The following is a 12,595-nucleotide window of genomic DNA, read 5'->3' as shown; positions in this document are numbered from 1 at the left end:
CCAGGGCGGGGACACGTCGTGGCCGGTCGCGGGCAGGGCCGTCTCCGTTACCGTTCACCCTCATGCGCACCATCCTGATCATGGGCCCGGGCGGCAGCGGCCGGACGACCGTCGCCGCCGCCACCGCGCGCCGCGCCGCCGCCGAAGGCGCCCGCACCCTCCTGCTCGGCGCCGACCGCACCGACACCCTGGGCACGGCACTGGGCACCGGGACAGGACCGGCCCCGGCCGAGGCCGCCCCGCTGCTGACCGTGTGGCGGCCCGACGCCGCCGAGCGCTTCCGGCAGGACCTCACCGCCTTCCAGACCCGCGCCGCGAACGTCCTCGACCTCCTCGGCGCCGCCCGTCTGGACGCCGAGGAGGTCACCCCGCTGCCCGGTGCCGAGGAGCTGTCCTTCCTGCGCGCCCTGCGCGACGCCGCCCTCTCCGAGCGCTACGACCTCCTCGTGGTCGACATGCCGCCGCTGCCGCAGGCCCTCCCGCTGCTCGGCCTCCCCGAGGAGCTGCGCCGCTACCTGCGCCGGCTGCTGCCGCCCGAGCGGCAGGCCGCCCGCGCCCTGCGCCCGGTCCTCGGCCGGCTCGCCGGCGTTCCCATGCCCGCCGAGTGGCTGTACGAGACGGCGGCCCGCTGGGACCTGGAGCTGGCCGCCGTCGAGGCGGTGCTGACCGACCGGCACACCGCCGTACGCCTGGTCGCCGAGCCCGGCCCGGCCGGCGCCGACGCCCTGCGCACCGCCGGCCTCGGCCTCGCCCTGCGCGGGATGCGCGTCGAGTCGCTCACCGCCAACCGCGTCCTGCCCGACGCCGCCCCCGACGGCTGGCTCGCCGGACTCCTCGCCCAGCAGCGCAAGACCCTCGCCGAGTGGCGGGACCGGCAGGACGGCGCGCGGACCCACGACCTCCACCAGGTCCCTCACCTGGGCCGCGACCCGCGCGGCGGCGACGACCTCGACGCCCTCGCGGTCCCCGCCGTCAACCCCGGGCCCGCCCCGGTCGAGTGGCCCGTCACCGACCGGCTCGCCGAGGACGGCGTGCTGGTCTGGCACATCCCGCTGCCCGGCGCCATACGGGACGAGCTCGACCTCGTCCGGCGCGGCGACGAACTCGTCATCGGCGTCGGCCCCTTCCGGCGGATCGTTCCGCTCCCCTCCGCCCTGCGCCGCTGCACCGTCGCGGGCGCCGGGCTGCGCGAGGGCGAGCTGCGCATCCGGTTCGCGCCCGACCCCGGCCTGTGGCCCGCCGCCGGACGGTGAACGGCGTACGCCCATTCGGGTAACGTCGGAAGGGCGAACCGTAGTCAGGAGTCCGCCATGAGCGAAGAGCGCCCCGCACCCGAACCCCCCGAGGCGGAGCGGCGGCCCGGCGACGCCGACGCCTGGTCCACCGCCTGCGCCGAGGACCTCGCCGCCGAGAAGGCCCGCCGCCGCGCCGAGCAGAGCCCGCCCCCCGGCTCCGCCGCCGAGGAACTGCGCAGGCTCGTGGACACGGTGGCCGACAAGCTGTCCGGCCTCCAGTCCCCGCTCCTCGGGGCCGTCGCCGGCCCGGCCGCCCAGCAGGTGGTGCGCCAGGTCGTGCAGCAGGCGAAGGCCGCCGTCGAGCCCGTCGTGGAGCGCAACCCGGACGTCTTCGACCACCTCGCCGCGGCCGGCAACGAGCTGCTGGCCGCCTACCGCTCCGCCGTCCAGGGCCAGGAGCGCCGCTGGACCACCCGCGCGGCCGACCCGGAGGCCCGCCCCGACGACGGCCGCCCCGGCCGCCCCGACGGGGACGAGGGCACCGGTCCGGGGCAGCGCATCGACCTGGACTGAAGCCCTCCCGGGGCAGGGGCTCGGGTACGGTTGGCCGTAGCGGGGCTCGACCGGAACTGAGGGATTCATGGGACTCACCATCGGCGTCGACATCGGCGGCACCAAGATCGCGGCCGGCGTGGTCGACGAGGAAGGCAACATCCTCTCGACCTTCAAGGTGCCGACCCCCACCACGCCCGAGGCCATCGTGGACGCCATCGCCTCCGCTGTGGAGGGAGCGCGTGCGGGGCACGAGATCGTCGGCGTGGGCATCGGTGCGGCCGGCTACGTGAACCGGCAGCGCTCCACGGTGTACTTCGCGCCCAACATCGACTGGCGCAACGAGCCGCTGAAGGAGAAGGTCGAAGCCCGCACCGGCCTCCCCGTCGTGGTCGAGAACGACGCCAACGCGGCCGCCTGGGGCGAGTACCGGTTCGGCGCGGGCAAGGGCCACCGCAACGTCATCTGCATCACGCTCGGCACCGGCCTCGGCGGCGGCATCATCATCGGCAACAAGCTGCGCCGCGGCCACTTCGGCGTGGCCGCCGAGTTCGGCCACATCCGGATGGTCCCGGACGGCCTGCTGTGCGGCTGCGGCTCGCAGGGCTGCTGGGAGCAGTACGCCTCCGGCCGCGCCCTGGTCCGCTACGCCAAGCAGCGCGCCAACGCCACCCCCGAGCGCGCCGAGGTGCTGCTCGCGCTCGGCGACGGCACCCCCGACGGCATCGAGGGCAAGCACATCTCCATGGCCGCCCGCCAGGGCTGCCCGGTCGCCGTCGACTCCTACCGCGAGCTGGCCCGCTGGGCCGGCGCCGGCCTCGCCGACCTGGCCTCCCTCTTCGACCCGTCCGCGTTCATCGTCGGCGGCGGCCTCTCGGACGAGGGCGACCTCGTCCTCGACCCCATCCGCAAGTCCTACAAGCGCTGGCTGGTCGGCGGCAACTGGCGTCCGGTCGCCGACGTGATCGCCGCCCAGCTCGGCAACAAGGCCGGCATGGTGGGCGCGGCCGACCTGGCCCGCGAGCCCGACCCGATCATGTGACGAGCCCGCGTACGACGATGCCCGCCGAGTCCGGTCCCGGAACGGCGGGCATCGTCGTATGTTGATCGTCATGGCGACCACCGATCTGCCCAACTCCCGTACGGAACCTGACGGTTCCGCCGTCGTCCGGGTCCTGAGCTACAACGTCCGCTCCCTGCGCGACGACACCGCGGCGCTGGCCCGGGTGATCACCGCGTGCGCCCCTGACCTGGTCCTGGTCCAGGAGGCCCCCCGCTTCTTCCGCTGGCGCAAGAAGCTGGCCCGGCTCGCGACCGCCTCCGGGCAGGTCCTCCTCACCGGCGGCGCCACGGCGGCGGGCCCGGCGATCCTGTGCACCCTGCGCGCCACCGTCGAGCGCACCGAGGACGTGCTGCTCCCGCTCACCCCCGGCCTGCACCGGCGCGGACTCGCCACGGCGGTGGTCCGCTTCGGCGCGGCCCGCCTCGGCGTGGTCAGCTGCCATCTGAGCCTGCGCGCGGACGAGCGGTACGCCCAGGGCGGCATGCTCCTGGACCGGCTCGCCGGGATGGGCGTGGCACACGCCGTGGCCGGCGGCGACCTCAACGAGCGCCCCGACGGCCGCACCTTCCGGCTCCTCGCCGACAGCCTCCAGGACTGCCGGACCGCCGCCCCCTGGGGCGGCGAGTACACCTCGACCCCGACGGACCCCCACCAGCGCATCGACGCCCTCTTCGCCACCCGGGGCGTCGAGGTGCTGGGCTGCGGGGTGCCGGACGGGCACCCCGGGGTGACCGGGACGGACCTGAGGGCGGCCACGGACCACCTTCCGGTCCTCGCCGCCCTCAGGATCCCGGCCTCATAAAGCCACTTTCGCAGCGGGCCCTGGTGGCGGTCAGACGACCGCCCCGCGGCCGGGGTCGCCGTCCTCGTCGTCGTCCGTGCGCATCCGCATCACCAGCGTGGCGAAGCCGCCCAGGAAGCCGCCGATGCCCAGGGTGGTCAGCCACCAGGTCATCTCCCAGCCCAGCACCACGGCGAGCAGCAGCAGCACGGGGCCGCCGACCACACCGAGCCAGGCGAACTTCGCGGTGGCGTCGGCGTTCGGCAGCGGAGGCGGCTCGGGCGGCACGAAGTGGCCCTCGTCGTCCTCGTCGAAATCGTCGTCGGACGGCTCCGCGGCCCGGTGGTCGCGCGGACCCACCCCCGGGGCGAAGGAGACGGAGCTGCCCAGCGGCCGGGCCGGCCCCGGCTCGCCGGAGCCGTCGGTGCGCTCGGGGCCCTCGGGCAGGGGGTCCTTCTCGAGCAGCGCGAGATCCTCGACCGGCTTGAAGGGCCGGGCCCCCGGCGGATCGGGCGGCTCCTGGCCGTACCCCGCGACGATGGCACGCCACGCGGCGTCCTCGTCGAAGGGCACCCCCTTCTCGTCCGGCTCGCGGTCCTCGCGGTCGGAGTCGTGCTCAGCCAACTGCGGCCGTCCCTTCCTTGCCGACACTGGGTGCGAGCCGGCCCATGAAGGCGAGGCTCTCCTCGAAGATCCGGTCCGCATCGTGGTCCAACGTCGCCACGTGGTAACTCTGTTCCAGCACGATCTCGCTCACGTCCAGGGAGGACACCCGGCTCAGCACCCGTGCCGGGTCGGCCGCCGGGACCACGTGGTCCTGGGCGCTGCGCAGCAGCAGCAACGGCTGGGTGACCTGGGGCAGCTCGCCGTCCAGCCGGCGCAGGAACACCCGCAGGGAGTGCGCCGCGTGCAGCGGGACCCGGTCGTACCCCAGCTCCGCCGACCCGCCCCGGGCGATGTCACTGGCGATGCCCTTCGTCGTCCGCACGAGGTGCCGGGCCACCGGAAGGGCGTACGCCGACAGGCCGTGCACCCGGTTCGCCGGGTTGACGACGACCACCCCGGCGACCCGCTCGCCGTGCCGGGCCGCCAGCCGCAGCGCCAGGGCGCCGCCCATGGACAGGCCGCCGACGAACACCCGGGAACAGCGCTCGGACATCAGGCGCAGCTCACGGTCCACCTCCGCGTACCAGTCCTGCCAGCCCGTCACCTGCATGTCCTCCCAGCGGGTGCCGTGCCCGGGCAGCAGCGGCACCGACACGGTCAGGCCGTGCGCCGCGTGGTGCTCCGCCCAGGGGCGCAGCGACTGGGGCGAGCCGGTGAAGCCGTGACAGAGGAGGACACCCACCTCCCCGCCCTCGTGGCGGTACGGCTCGGCTCCGGGGAGAACCGGCACCTTTCGGGCTCCTCTTCCTGAGTGGGACGTGAAGAAACGGCGGATGTGGTTCACCGTACGCGACCGCACTGACACCGACCAGGGTCGTCGGTCCCATTGCCCGCGCTCCGGGTTAAGGTCTGATCGACGGAAACAGGAGGCACGCGGGTGATGTACGGCACGATGAAGGTCGCCATCGGAGGGCCCCTGAAGGTCGCCTTCAGGCCTTGGGTGGAGGGCATGGAGAACATCCCGGCCGCGGGCCCGGCCATCCTGGCGAGCAATCACCTGTCCTTCTCGGACTCGTTCTTCCTGCCCGCGGTCCTGGACCGCAAGGTCACCTTCATCGCCAAGGCCGAGTACTTCACCACCCCCGGCGTCAAGGGCCGCCTCACGGCCGCCTTCTTCAAGGGCGTGGGCCAGCTCCCGGTGGACCGCTCCGGGGCGCGCGGCGCCGGCGAGGCGGCGGTGAAGAGCGGGATAGAGGTGCTGGAGCGCGGCGAGCTGTTCGGCATCTACCCCGAGGGCACCCGCTCGCCCGACGGCCGGCTCTACCGGGGCAAGCCCGGCGGCCTCGCGCGCGTGGCGCTCGCCACCGGCGCGCCGGTCATCCCGGTGGCGATGATCGACACCGAGAAGATCCAGCCGCCCGGCAAGGTGGTGCCCAAGCTGATGCGCCCGGGCATCCGCATCGGCAAGCCGCTGGACTTCAGCCGCTACCTCGGCATGGAGCACGACCGCTTCGTGCTGCGCGCGGTGACCGACGAGGTCATGTACGAGATCATGAAGCTCTCGGGCCAGGAGTACGTCGACATCTACGCGACCGCCGCCAAGCGGCAGATCGCGGAGGCGGCCAAGGCCGCCAAGGAGTCGGAGAAGGCCGCCAGGGAAGCGGAGAAGAAGGCCGACGCCTAGCCGGCGGCCGGGGGGACCGGGGCCCGGGGGGGACCGGGGGACCGGGTACGGGGAACGAAACAGGGGGAGGGTGCCGTGCCCAGGCGCGAGCGGGTCATGCGCATGTCGGTCGAGTCGCCGCTGTGGCGTGCGCTCGCCGGGTACCGGGTGCTGACGATGCTGTACGCCGTCGGCCTGTTCGCCACCGCGTACGAGCACTTCGTCCGCCCCTGGACCGCCGTCGGCTACTACGCCGTCCTGTGCGTGTGGACCCTCGCCACGCTGCCCCGGGTGGCGAACGCGGCGAGCTGCACCCGGCGCTTCCTCACGGCGGACCTGGCCGTCGCGCTCACCGGCATCCTGCTCACCCCGCTCGCCGACAGCCACGAGCGGATCGCGGGCGGCGGCCCGACGCTGCCGTCGATATGGACCGCCGGATCGGTGCTGGCCTTCGCCCTCAAGGGCGGCTGGCGCTGGGCCGCCGCGGCCTCCACGGCCGTCGCCGCGGCCAATCTGGCCGAGCGCGGCAGCCCCGCCCGGGACACCGTGCACAACGTGATCCTCGTCTGGGTGGCCTCCATCGCCATCGGCTACGTCGTGGAGGTCGCCCGCGCCTCCGAGCGCACCCTCGCCCGCGCCCTGGAGATCGAGGCCGCCACCCGGGAACGGGAGCGGCTGGCCCGGGACATCCACGACGGCGTGCTCCAGGTGCTGGCGATGGTGCAGCGGCGCGGCGCGGTCATCGGCGGCGAGGCGGCCGACCTCGGGCGCCTCGCCGGGGAGCAGGAGGTGGCGCTGCGCACCCTGGTCTCCGGCGGGCTGCTGCCCGTCTCCCGGGTCTCGGAGGACGCGGCCGCCGGAGCCGTCGTACGCGCCGTGGAGGAACCGGACGACGACGGACCGGCCGACCTGCGCTCTCTGCTCGCCCCGTTCGCGGCCGCCCGGGTCAGCCTCGCCGAGCCCGGTGCACCGGTGCCGCTGCCGCGCGCGGCGGCGCGGGAGCTGGCCGCGGCCGTCGGGGCGGCCCTGGACAACGTGCGCGCGCACGCCGGGCCGGACGCCCGGGCGTGGATCCTGGTCGAGGACGAGCCCGACGGGATCGTGGTCACGGTCCGCGACGACGGCCCCGGCATCCCCGAGGGCCGGCTCGCCCAGGCCGAGGGCGAGGGCCGGCTCGGCGTGGCCCAGTCGATCCGGGGCCGCCTGCGCGACCTGGGCGGCAGCGCGGAGCTGATCTCCGTCCCCGGGCAGGGCACCGAGGTCGAGTTGAAGGTACCGAAGGGCGCCGAACGGGCGCGGGGGAAGGCGGAGAAGCGATGACACAGCGGCAGGACCCGGTGCAGGACCCGGTGCGGGACCCGATCCGGGTCATGGTGGTCGACGACCACCCCATGTGGCGGGACGCGGTCGCCCGTGACCTGGCCGAGTCGGGCTTCGAGGTGGTCGCCACCGCCGGGGACGGCGAACAGGCGGTGCGCCGGGCCAAGGCGGCAGCCCCCGAGGTCCTGGTGCTCGACCTCAACCTGCCCGCCAAGCCGGGTGTCCAGGTGTGCAAGGAACTGGTCGCCCACGACCCCGCGCTCCGGGTCCTCGTCCTGTCCGCGAGCGGCGAGCACGCCGACGTACTGGAGGCGGTGAAGTCCGGCGCCACCGGCTACCTGCTGAAGTCCGCCTCGACCGGGGAGCTGCTGGACGCCGTGCGCCGCACCGCCGTCGGCGACCCGGTGTTCACCCCGGGCCTCGCGGGGCTGGTGCTCGGGGAGTACCGCCGGCTGGCCTCCGAGCCCGCGCCCGCCCCGGACGCCGACGCGCCGGGGGCGCCCCGGCTGACCGAGCGGGAGACGGAGGTGCTGCGCCTGGTGGCCAAGGGCCTGAGCTACAAGCAGATCGCCGAGCGCCTGGTGATCTCCCACCGCACGGTGCAGAACCACGTGCAGAACACCCTCGGCAAGCTCCAGCTGCACAACCGGGTGGAGCTGGTGCGGTACGCCATCGAGCGTGGACTCGACGACGCGTAGAACCGACAGGTCAAACGGCTTCCGCGCATTTCACCGGAATCACCCTTCCCGCCTCTCGCTGTGTGACGCGAATCACCTTTACCGTGACTGACTGTCAGGCAACCGCGGCGAAGGGACATTTCCATGCGGGTCGGAGTACTGACCGGAGGCGGCGACTGCCCCGGGCTCAACGCCGTCATCCGGGGCGTCGTCCGTAAGGGCGTACAGGAGTACGGATACGACTTCGTCGGCTTCCGGGACGGCTGGCGCGGACCTCTCGAAGGCGACACCGTGCGCCTCGACATCCCCGCGGTGCGCGGCATCCTGCCCCGCGGCGGCACCATCCTCGGCTCCTCGCGCACCAACCCCCTCAAGCTGGAGGGCGGCATCCGCAGGATCAAGGAGAACCTGGCCAAGCTGGAGGTCGAGGCGCTCGTCGCGATCGGCGGCGAGGACACCCTCGGGGTGGCCGCCCGGCTGTCCGACGAGTACGGCGTGCCCTGCGTCGGCGTGCCCAAGACCATCGACAACGACCTGTCCGCCACCGACTACACCTTCGGCTTCGACACCGCCGTCGGCATCGCCACCGAGGCCATCGACCGCCTGCACACCACCGCCGAGTCCCACATGCGGGTCCTGGTGTGCGAGGTGATGGGCCGGCACGCCGGCTGGATCGCCCTGCACTCCGGGCTGGCCGGCGGCGCCAACGTCATCCTCATTCCGGAACAGCGCTTCGACCTCGACCAGGTGTGCGCCTGGATCACCTCCCGCTTCAAGGCCTCCTACGCCCCGATCGTCGTCGTCGCCGAGGGCGCCATGCCGAAGGACGGCGAGATGGTCCTCAAGGACGAGTCGCTGGACTCCTTCGGACACGTGCGGCTGTCCGGGGTGGGCGAGTGGCTGGCCAAGGAGATCGAGAAGCGGACCGGCAAGGAGGCCCGCACCACGGTCCTCGGGCACATCCAGCGCGGCGGCACCCCGAGCGCCTTCGACCGCTGGCTCGCCACCCGCTTCGGACTGCACGCCGTCGACTGCGTCCGCGACGGCGACTTCGGCAAGATGGTCGCCCTGCGCGGCACCGACATCGTCCGTGTCCCGATCGCCGAGGCCACGGCCAGGCTGAAGACCGTCGACCCGAAGCTGTACGAAGAGGTCGGCGTGTTCTTCGGCTGACCGCGGCCCCGGAACGCTAGACGGTCGTACGGCGCAGCTGGTCCATCAGCTCCCGTACGACCGTGGCCCCGTTCAGCGTCAGCACCGACTCCGGGTGGAACTGCACCCCGCCGAAGCCCGGGCCCCGGATCGCGTGCACCTCGCCGTTCGCGGCGCGGCTCACCTCGACCCCGTGGGCGGCCAGTCCGGCCGCCGCCTCCGCGTCGCAGCGCGCCACGAAGCTGTTGTAGAAACCGACGGTCTCGCTCCGCCCGAACAGGTCGATCTCCGTCTGCGCCCCCTGGTACGGCACCTCCTTGCGGACGATCTCCAGGCCCAGCTCCGCCGCGAGCAGCTCGTGCCCGAGGCAGACGCCCAGCACACCGTGCCGGTGCCCGCGGACCACCTCGGCGGCCAGGTCCCGCAGGAACCGCATCTTGCGGTCGGTGAGGTCGGAGGGGTCCCCGGGGCCGGGGCCGAGCACGACCGGGCCCTCGTGCGCGAGGACGGCCTCGCGCAGCCCGGGCTCGTCGTAGCGCCGGACCGTGACGTCCAGCCCGTTCGACCGCAGCACGTGCGCGAGCATCGCCGTGAAGGTGTCCTCGCCGTCGACCACCAGGGCGTGCCCCTGAAGGGCCGCCGACCGCTCCTGCATCCGCAGCCAGAACGGCGCCAGCGACGAGCGGCGCCCGTCCAGAGCGGCCCGCACCCGCGGGTCGTCGGCCAGCCGGGGCCGGGCCCGTTCCGCGCGCGGCCGGGCCGGCCGCACCCCGAGGGCGGCCAGCACGCCCGCCGCCTTCGCGTGCGTCTCCGCCACCTCGCCCGCCGGGTCCGAGCCGCGCACGAGCGTCGCCCCGACCGGCACCCGCAGCCGGCCTCCGGCGTCGATGTCGGCGGTACGGATCAGGATGGGGGAGTCCAGGGTCTGCGCGCCCCCGGAGTCCCGGCCCAGCAGCGCCAGCGCCCCGGCGTAGTACCCCCGGCCGCCCACTTCGTGGCGTTCGATCACCCGGCACGCGTTCTGCACCGGCGAGCCGGTGACCGTCGCCGCGAACATCGTCTCCCGCAACACCTCCCGCACGTCCAGGGAGGACTTCCCGCGCAGCTCGTACTCGGTGTGCGCGAGGTGCGCCATCTCCTTCAGCCGCGGTCCGACCACCACCCCGCCCATGTCGCCGACGGTGCACATCATCTTCAGTTCCTCGTCGACGACCATGGACAGCTCCTCGGTCTCCTTGCCGTCGGCGAGGAAGTCCAGCAGGTGCTCCGGCGTCGGCCCCCCGTCGGGGTACCGGTACGTGCCGCTGATCGGATTCATGACGACGGTGCCGCCCGACATCCGCACGTGCACCTCCGGGCTGGCGCCCACCAGCGTCCGCTCCCCGGTGTGCACGACGAACGTCCAGTACGCTCCGCGCTCGCCCTCCAGCAGCCGCCGGAAGAGCGCCAGCGCGTCGGCCCGGCCGAAGCCCGGGACCGTGCCCTCGTACGTCCGGCGGATCACGAAGTTCGCGCCCTCGCCGCGGCCGATCTCCTCGCGCAGCACCCGCCCGACGATCTCGCGGTACTCCTCGTCACCGACGTCGAAGCCGCCGCCCTCGACCCGCACGTCGTGGCCGGGCAGCTCCCGCAGGGCCCGGTCGAGCGGGACCCGGCAGGACTCCTCGGGCGTCAGCACCAGCAGCGGGGTGCCGTCGTCGCGGACGTCGAAGCCGCGCTCGCGGATCTGGCGGAACGGGACGAGCGCGAGGCCTTCGCCGGGCAGGTCGGCGAGGCGCTCCCGCGCGGTGACCGGGCCGAGCAGCACCTCGACCGTGTGCTCGTCGTGGCCCGGCGTGCGACGGTGCAGCAGGGCGAAGGGGCGAGGGTCGTGCAAGAGGTCCTGGAGATTCATGGGCGATCCTTCTCAGCGGAGAGGAACGACCCCGGGAAACACCGAAGGCCGCCCCTCGGGCGGCCTTCGCGAAGTATTGCGTACGCGCAGTCAGTGGGCCGCCGGGTGAGCGGTCCACCACCAGTTCTGGACAGGGGTCCGGATGGAAAGCGCGAACATGCGAGAAACCCTACCGCACGGCCGTGGCGTCCATGAGGCAAACACTCCGTCTCACCAGTCGAGCCGGAGGAAAATATGGCGACACGACCCCGTAATGTTTACGAGGTGACCGTGAACGCTAAGACCAGCCCGAGCGCTGGCAACACCTGGCGAAACCTGCCCGCGGCGCAGCAGCCCGAGTACCCCGACACCGAGGCTCTGCGCGCAGTGATCGCGGACCTCGAGTCGTATCCGCCGCTCGTCTTCGCGGGCGAGTGCGACCAGCTGCGCGCCCGGATGGCGGCCGTCGCCAAGGGAGAGGCGTTCCTTCTCCAGGGCGGCGACTGCGCCGAGGCATTCGACGCGGTGTCCGCCGACCACATCCGCAGCAAGCTCAAGACGCTCCTCCAGATGGGCGCGGTGCTGACCTACGCGGCCTCCGTGCCCGTGGTCAAGGTGGGCCGCATCGCCGGCCAGTACTCCAAGCCGCGCTCCAAGAACACCGAGACCCGCGACGGCGTCACGCTGCCCACGTACCGGGGCGACTCGGTCAACGGCTTCGACTTCAACGCGGCCGCCCGTGTCCCGGACCCGGAGCGCCTGAAGCGGATGTACCACGCGTCCGCCTCCACGCTGAACCTGGTGCGCGCCTTCACCACCGGCGGCTACGCCGACCTGCGCCAGGTGCACGCCTGGAACCAGGACTTCGTGAAGTCGTCCCCGTCCGGTCAGCGCTACGAGCAGCTCGCTCGTGAGATCGACAACGCGCTGAACTTCATGCACGCCTGCGGGGCCGACCCGGAGGAGTTCAAGACCGTCGAGTTCTACTCCTCGCACGAGGCGCTGCTGCTCGACTACGAGTCGGCGCTCACCCGTGTCGACTCGCGCACCGGGCAGCTCTACGACGTCTCGGGCCACATGGTGTGGATCGGTGAGCGCACCCGCCAGCTCGACGGCGCGCACATCGAGTTCGCCTCGAAGATCCGCAACCCGATCGGCATCAAGCTCGGCCCGACCACCACGGCCGAGGAAGCCCTCACCTACATCGACCGCCTCGACCCGGACCGCGAGCCGGGCCGGCTGACCTTCATCGTCCGCATGGGCGCCGACAAGATCCGGGACCGGCTCCCGGAGCTGGTCGAGAAGGTCACCGCCTCCGGTGCGACGGTGGCCTGGGTGACGGACCCGATGCACGGCAACACCTTCGAGGCGGCCTCGGGGCACAAGACGCGCCGGTTCGACGACGTGCTGGACGAGGTCAAGGGCTTCTTCGAGGTCCACAAGGCGCTCGGCACCCACCCGGGCGGCATCCACGTCGAGCTGACGGGTGACGACGTCACCGAGTGCGTGGGCGGCGGCGACGAGATCTTCGTCGACGACCTGCACCAGCGCTACGAGACGGCCTGCGACCCCCGGCTGAACCGCAGCCAGTCCCTGGACCTGGCGTTCCTCGTCGCGGAGATGTACCGGGACCAGTGATTGCGGCGTGGGGCGCGGATCACACAGGATCCGCG

At 73.3% G+C, this 12,595-nt stretch carries 13 protein-coding genes; 9 read left to right on the top strand and 4 right to left on the bottom strand.

Annotation, left to right across the window (positions count from 1 at the left end; all coding sequences use genetic code 11):
- Positions 1-62: 62 nt before the first annotated feature.
- From PV343_RS31250 to PV343_RS31235, 4 genes are all read left to right on the top strand, one after another.
- Complete coding sequence (locus tag PV343_RS31250; RefSeq protein ID WP_319150407.1) at positions 63-1,253, top strand: ArsA family ATPase; 1,191 nt, start codon at positions 63-65, stop codon at positions 1,251-1,253.
- Between the two features lie 57 nt (positions 1,254-1,310).
- On the top strand, positions 1,311-1,808 hold the full coding sequence (locus tag PV343_RS31245) for a DUF5304 domain-containing protein (RefSeq protein WP_319150406.1): 498 nt from the start codon (positions 1,311-1,313) through the stop codon (positions 1,806-1,808).
- Between the two features lie 67 nt (positions 1,809-1,875).
- Positions 1,876-2,829: an ROK family glucokinase gene (locus tag PV343_RS31240; RefSeq protein ID WP_020939526.1), complete on the top strand. Its 954-nt coding sequence runs from the start codon at positions 1,876-1,878 to the stop codon at positions 2,827-2,829.
- 70 nt (positions 2,830-2,899) lie between these two features.
- The gene (locus PV343_RS31235; RefSeq protein WP_319150405.1) at positions 2,900-3,652 is read left to right on the top strand and encodes an endonuclease/exonuclease/phosphatase family protein; all 753 of its coding nucleotides are present in this window, start codon (positions 2,900-2,902) and stop codon (positions 3,650-3,652) included.
- Between the two features lie 30 nt (positions 3,653-3,682).
- Here PV343_RS31235 and PV343_RS31230 read toward each other — a convergent pair whose 3' ends face one another.
- Together PV343_RS31230 and PV343_RS31225 are read right to left on the bottom strand one after the other, a co-directional pair.
- Positions 3,683-4,255, bottom strand: coding sequence for a hypothetical protein (locus PV343_RS31230; protein WP_319150404.1), 573 nt, complete (start codon positions 4,253-4,255; stop codon positions 3,683-3,685).
- On the bottom strand, positions 4,248-5,027 hold the full coding sequence (locus tag PV343_RS31225; protein ID WP_319150403.1) for an alpha/beta hydrolase: 780 nt from the start codon (positions 5,025-5,027) through the stop codon (positions 4,248-4,250). Before PV343_RS31225 ends, PV343_RS31230 begins: the two co-directional genes overlap by 8 nt.
- Before the next feature lie 150 nt (positions 5,028-5,177).
- Between PV343_RS31225 and PV343_RS31220 the strand changes: the two genes are divergently transcribed.
- From PV343_RS31220 to PV343_RS31205, 4 genes are all read left to right on the top strand, one after another.
- Positions 5,178-5,921, top strand: a complete 744-nt coding sequence (locus tag PV343_RS31220) for a lysophospholipid acyltransferase family protein (protein WP_319150402.1) — start codon at positions 5,178-5,180, stop codon at positions 5,919-5,921.
- A 75-nt stretch (positions 5,922-5,996) separates the two neighbouring features.
- Positions 5,997-7,220: a MacS family sensor histidine kinase gene (macS, locus tag PV343_RS31215; RefSeq protein WP_319150401.1), complete on the top strand. Its 1,224-nt coding sequence runs from the start codon at positions 5,997-5,999 to the stop codon at positions 7,218-7,220.
- Positions 7,217-7,918 carry a response regulator transcription factor gene (locus PV343_RS31210; protein ID WP_319150400.1) on the top strand — a complete coding sequence of 234 codons (702 nt, stop codon included), beginning with the start codon at positions 7,217-7,219 and terminating at the stop codon, positions 7,916-7,918. The genes macS and PV343_RS31210 overlap by 4 nt, the downstream gene beginning before the upstream one ends.
- Positions 7,919-8,041: 123 nt before the next feature.
- Entirely contained in the window at positions 8,042-9,070 is a 1,029-nt protein-coding gene (locus tag PV343_RS31205; protein ID WP_319150399.1) for a 6-phosphofructokinase, read from the top strand.
- A 16-nt stretch (positions 9,071-9,086) separates the two neighbouring features.
- Here PV343_RS31205 and PV343_RS31200 read toward each other — a convergent pair whose 3' ends face one another.
- Positions 9,087-10,943, bottom strand: coding sequence for an anthranilate synthase family protein (locus PV343_RS31200; RefSeq protein WP_319150398.1), 1,857 nt, complete (start codon positions 10,941-10,943; stop codon positions 9,087-9,089).
- Positions 10,944-11,033: 90 nt separating this feature from the next.
- The gene (locus PV343_RS40480; protein WP_365013744.1) at positions 11,034-11,102 is read right to left on the bottom strand and encodes a trp operon leader peptide; all 69 of its coding nucleotides are present in this window, start codon (positions 11,100-11,102) and stop codon (positions 11,034-11,036) included.
- Between the two features lie 105 nt (positions 11,103-11,207).
- On the opposite strand from PV343_RS40480, the gene PV343_RS31195 reads away from it, so the two are divergent.
- The gene (locus tag PV343_RS31195; RefSeq protein ID WP_319150397.1) at positions 11,208-12,560 is read left to right on the top strand and encodes a class II 3-deoxy-7-phosphoheptulonate synthase; all 1,353 of its coding nucleotides are present in this window, start codon (positions 11,208-11,210) and stop codon (positions 12,558-12,560) included.
- Positions 12,561-12,595 lie beyond the last annotated feature (35 nt).

The organism is Streptomyces sp. WI03-4A, assembly GCF_033792105.1.
Lineage (GTDB): Bacteria > Actinomycetota > Actinomycetes > Streptomycetales > Streptomycetaceae > Streptomyces > Streptomyces collinus_A.
The sequence above is the reverse complement of the archived record's forward strand: the minus strand, read 5'-3'. Positions and strand labels throughout refer to the sequence as shown.

Bases quoted from the DNA above. Each gene is read 5' to 3' on its own strand.
- PV343_RS31220 (WP_319150402.1), top strand. From the start codon at position 5,178: ATGTACGGCACGATGAAGGTCGCCATCGGAGGGCCCCTGAAGGTCGCC.
- PV343_RS31205 (WP_319150399.1), top strand. From the start codon at position 8,042: ATGCGGGTCGGAGTACTGACCGGAGGCGGCGACTGCCCCGGGCTCAAC.
- PV343_RS31245 (WP_319150406.1), top strand. From the start codon at position 1,311: ATGAGCGAAGAGCGCCCCGCACCCGAACCCCCCGAGGCGGAGCGGCGG.
- PV343_RS31250 (WP_319150407.1), top strand. From the start codon at position 63: ATGCGCACCATCCTGATCATGGGCCCGGGCGGCAGCGGCCGGACGACC.
- PV343_RS31240 (WP_020939526.1), top strand. From the start codon at position 1,876: ATGGGACTCACCATCGGCGTCGACATCGGCGGCACCAAGATCGCGGCC.
- PV343_RS31235 (WP_319150405.1), top strand. From the start codon at position 2,900: ATGGCGACCACCGATCTGCCCAACTCCCGTACGGAACCTGACGGTTCC.
- PV343_RS31210 (WP_319150400.1), top strand. From the start codon at position 7,217: ATGACACAGCGGCAGGACCCGGTGCAGGACCCGGTGCGGGACCCGATC.
- PV343_RS31200 (WP_319150398.1), bottom strand. From the start codon at position 10,943: ATGAATCTCCAGGACCTCTTGCACGACCCTCGCCCCTTCGCCCTGCTG.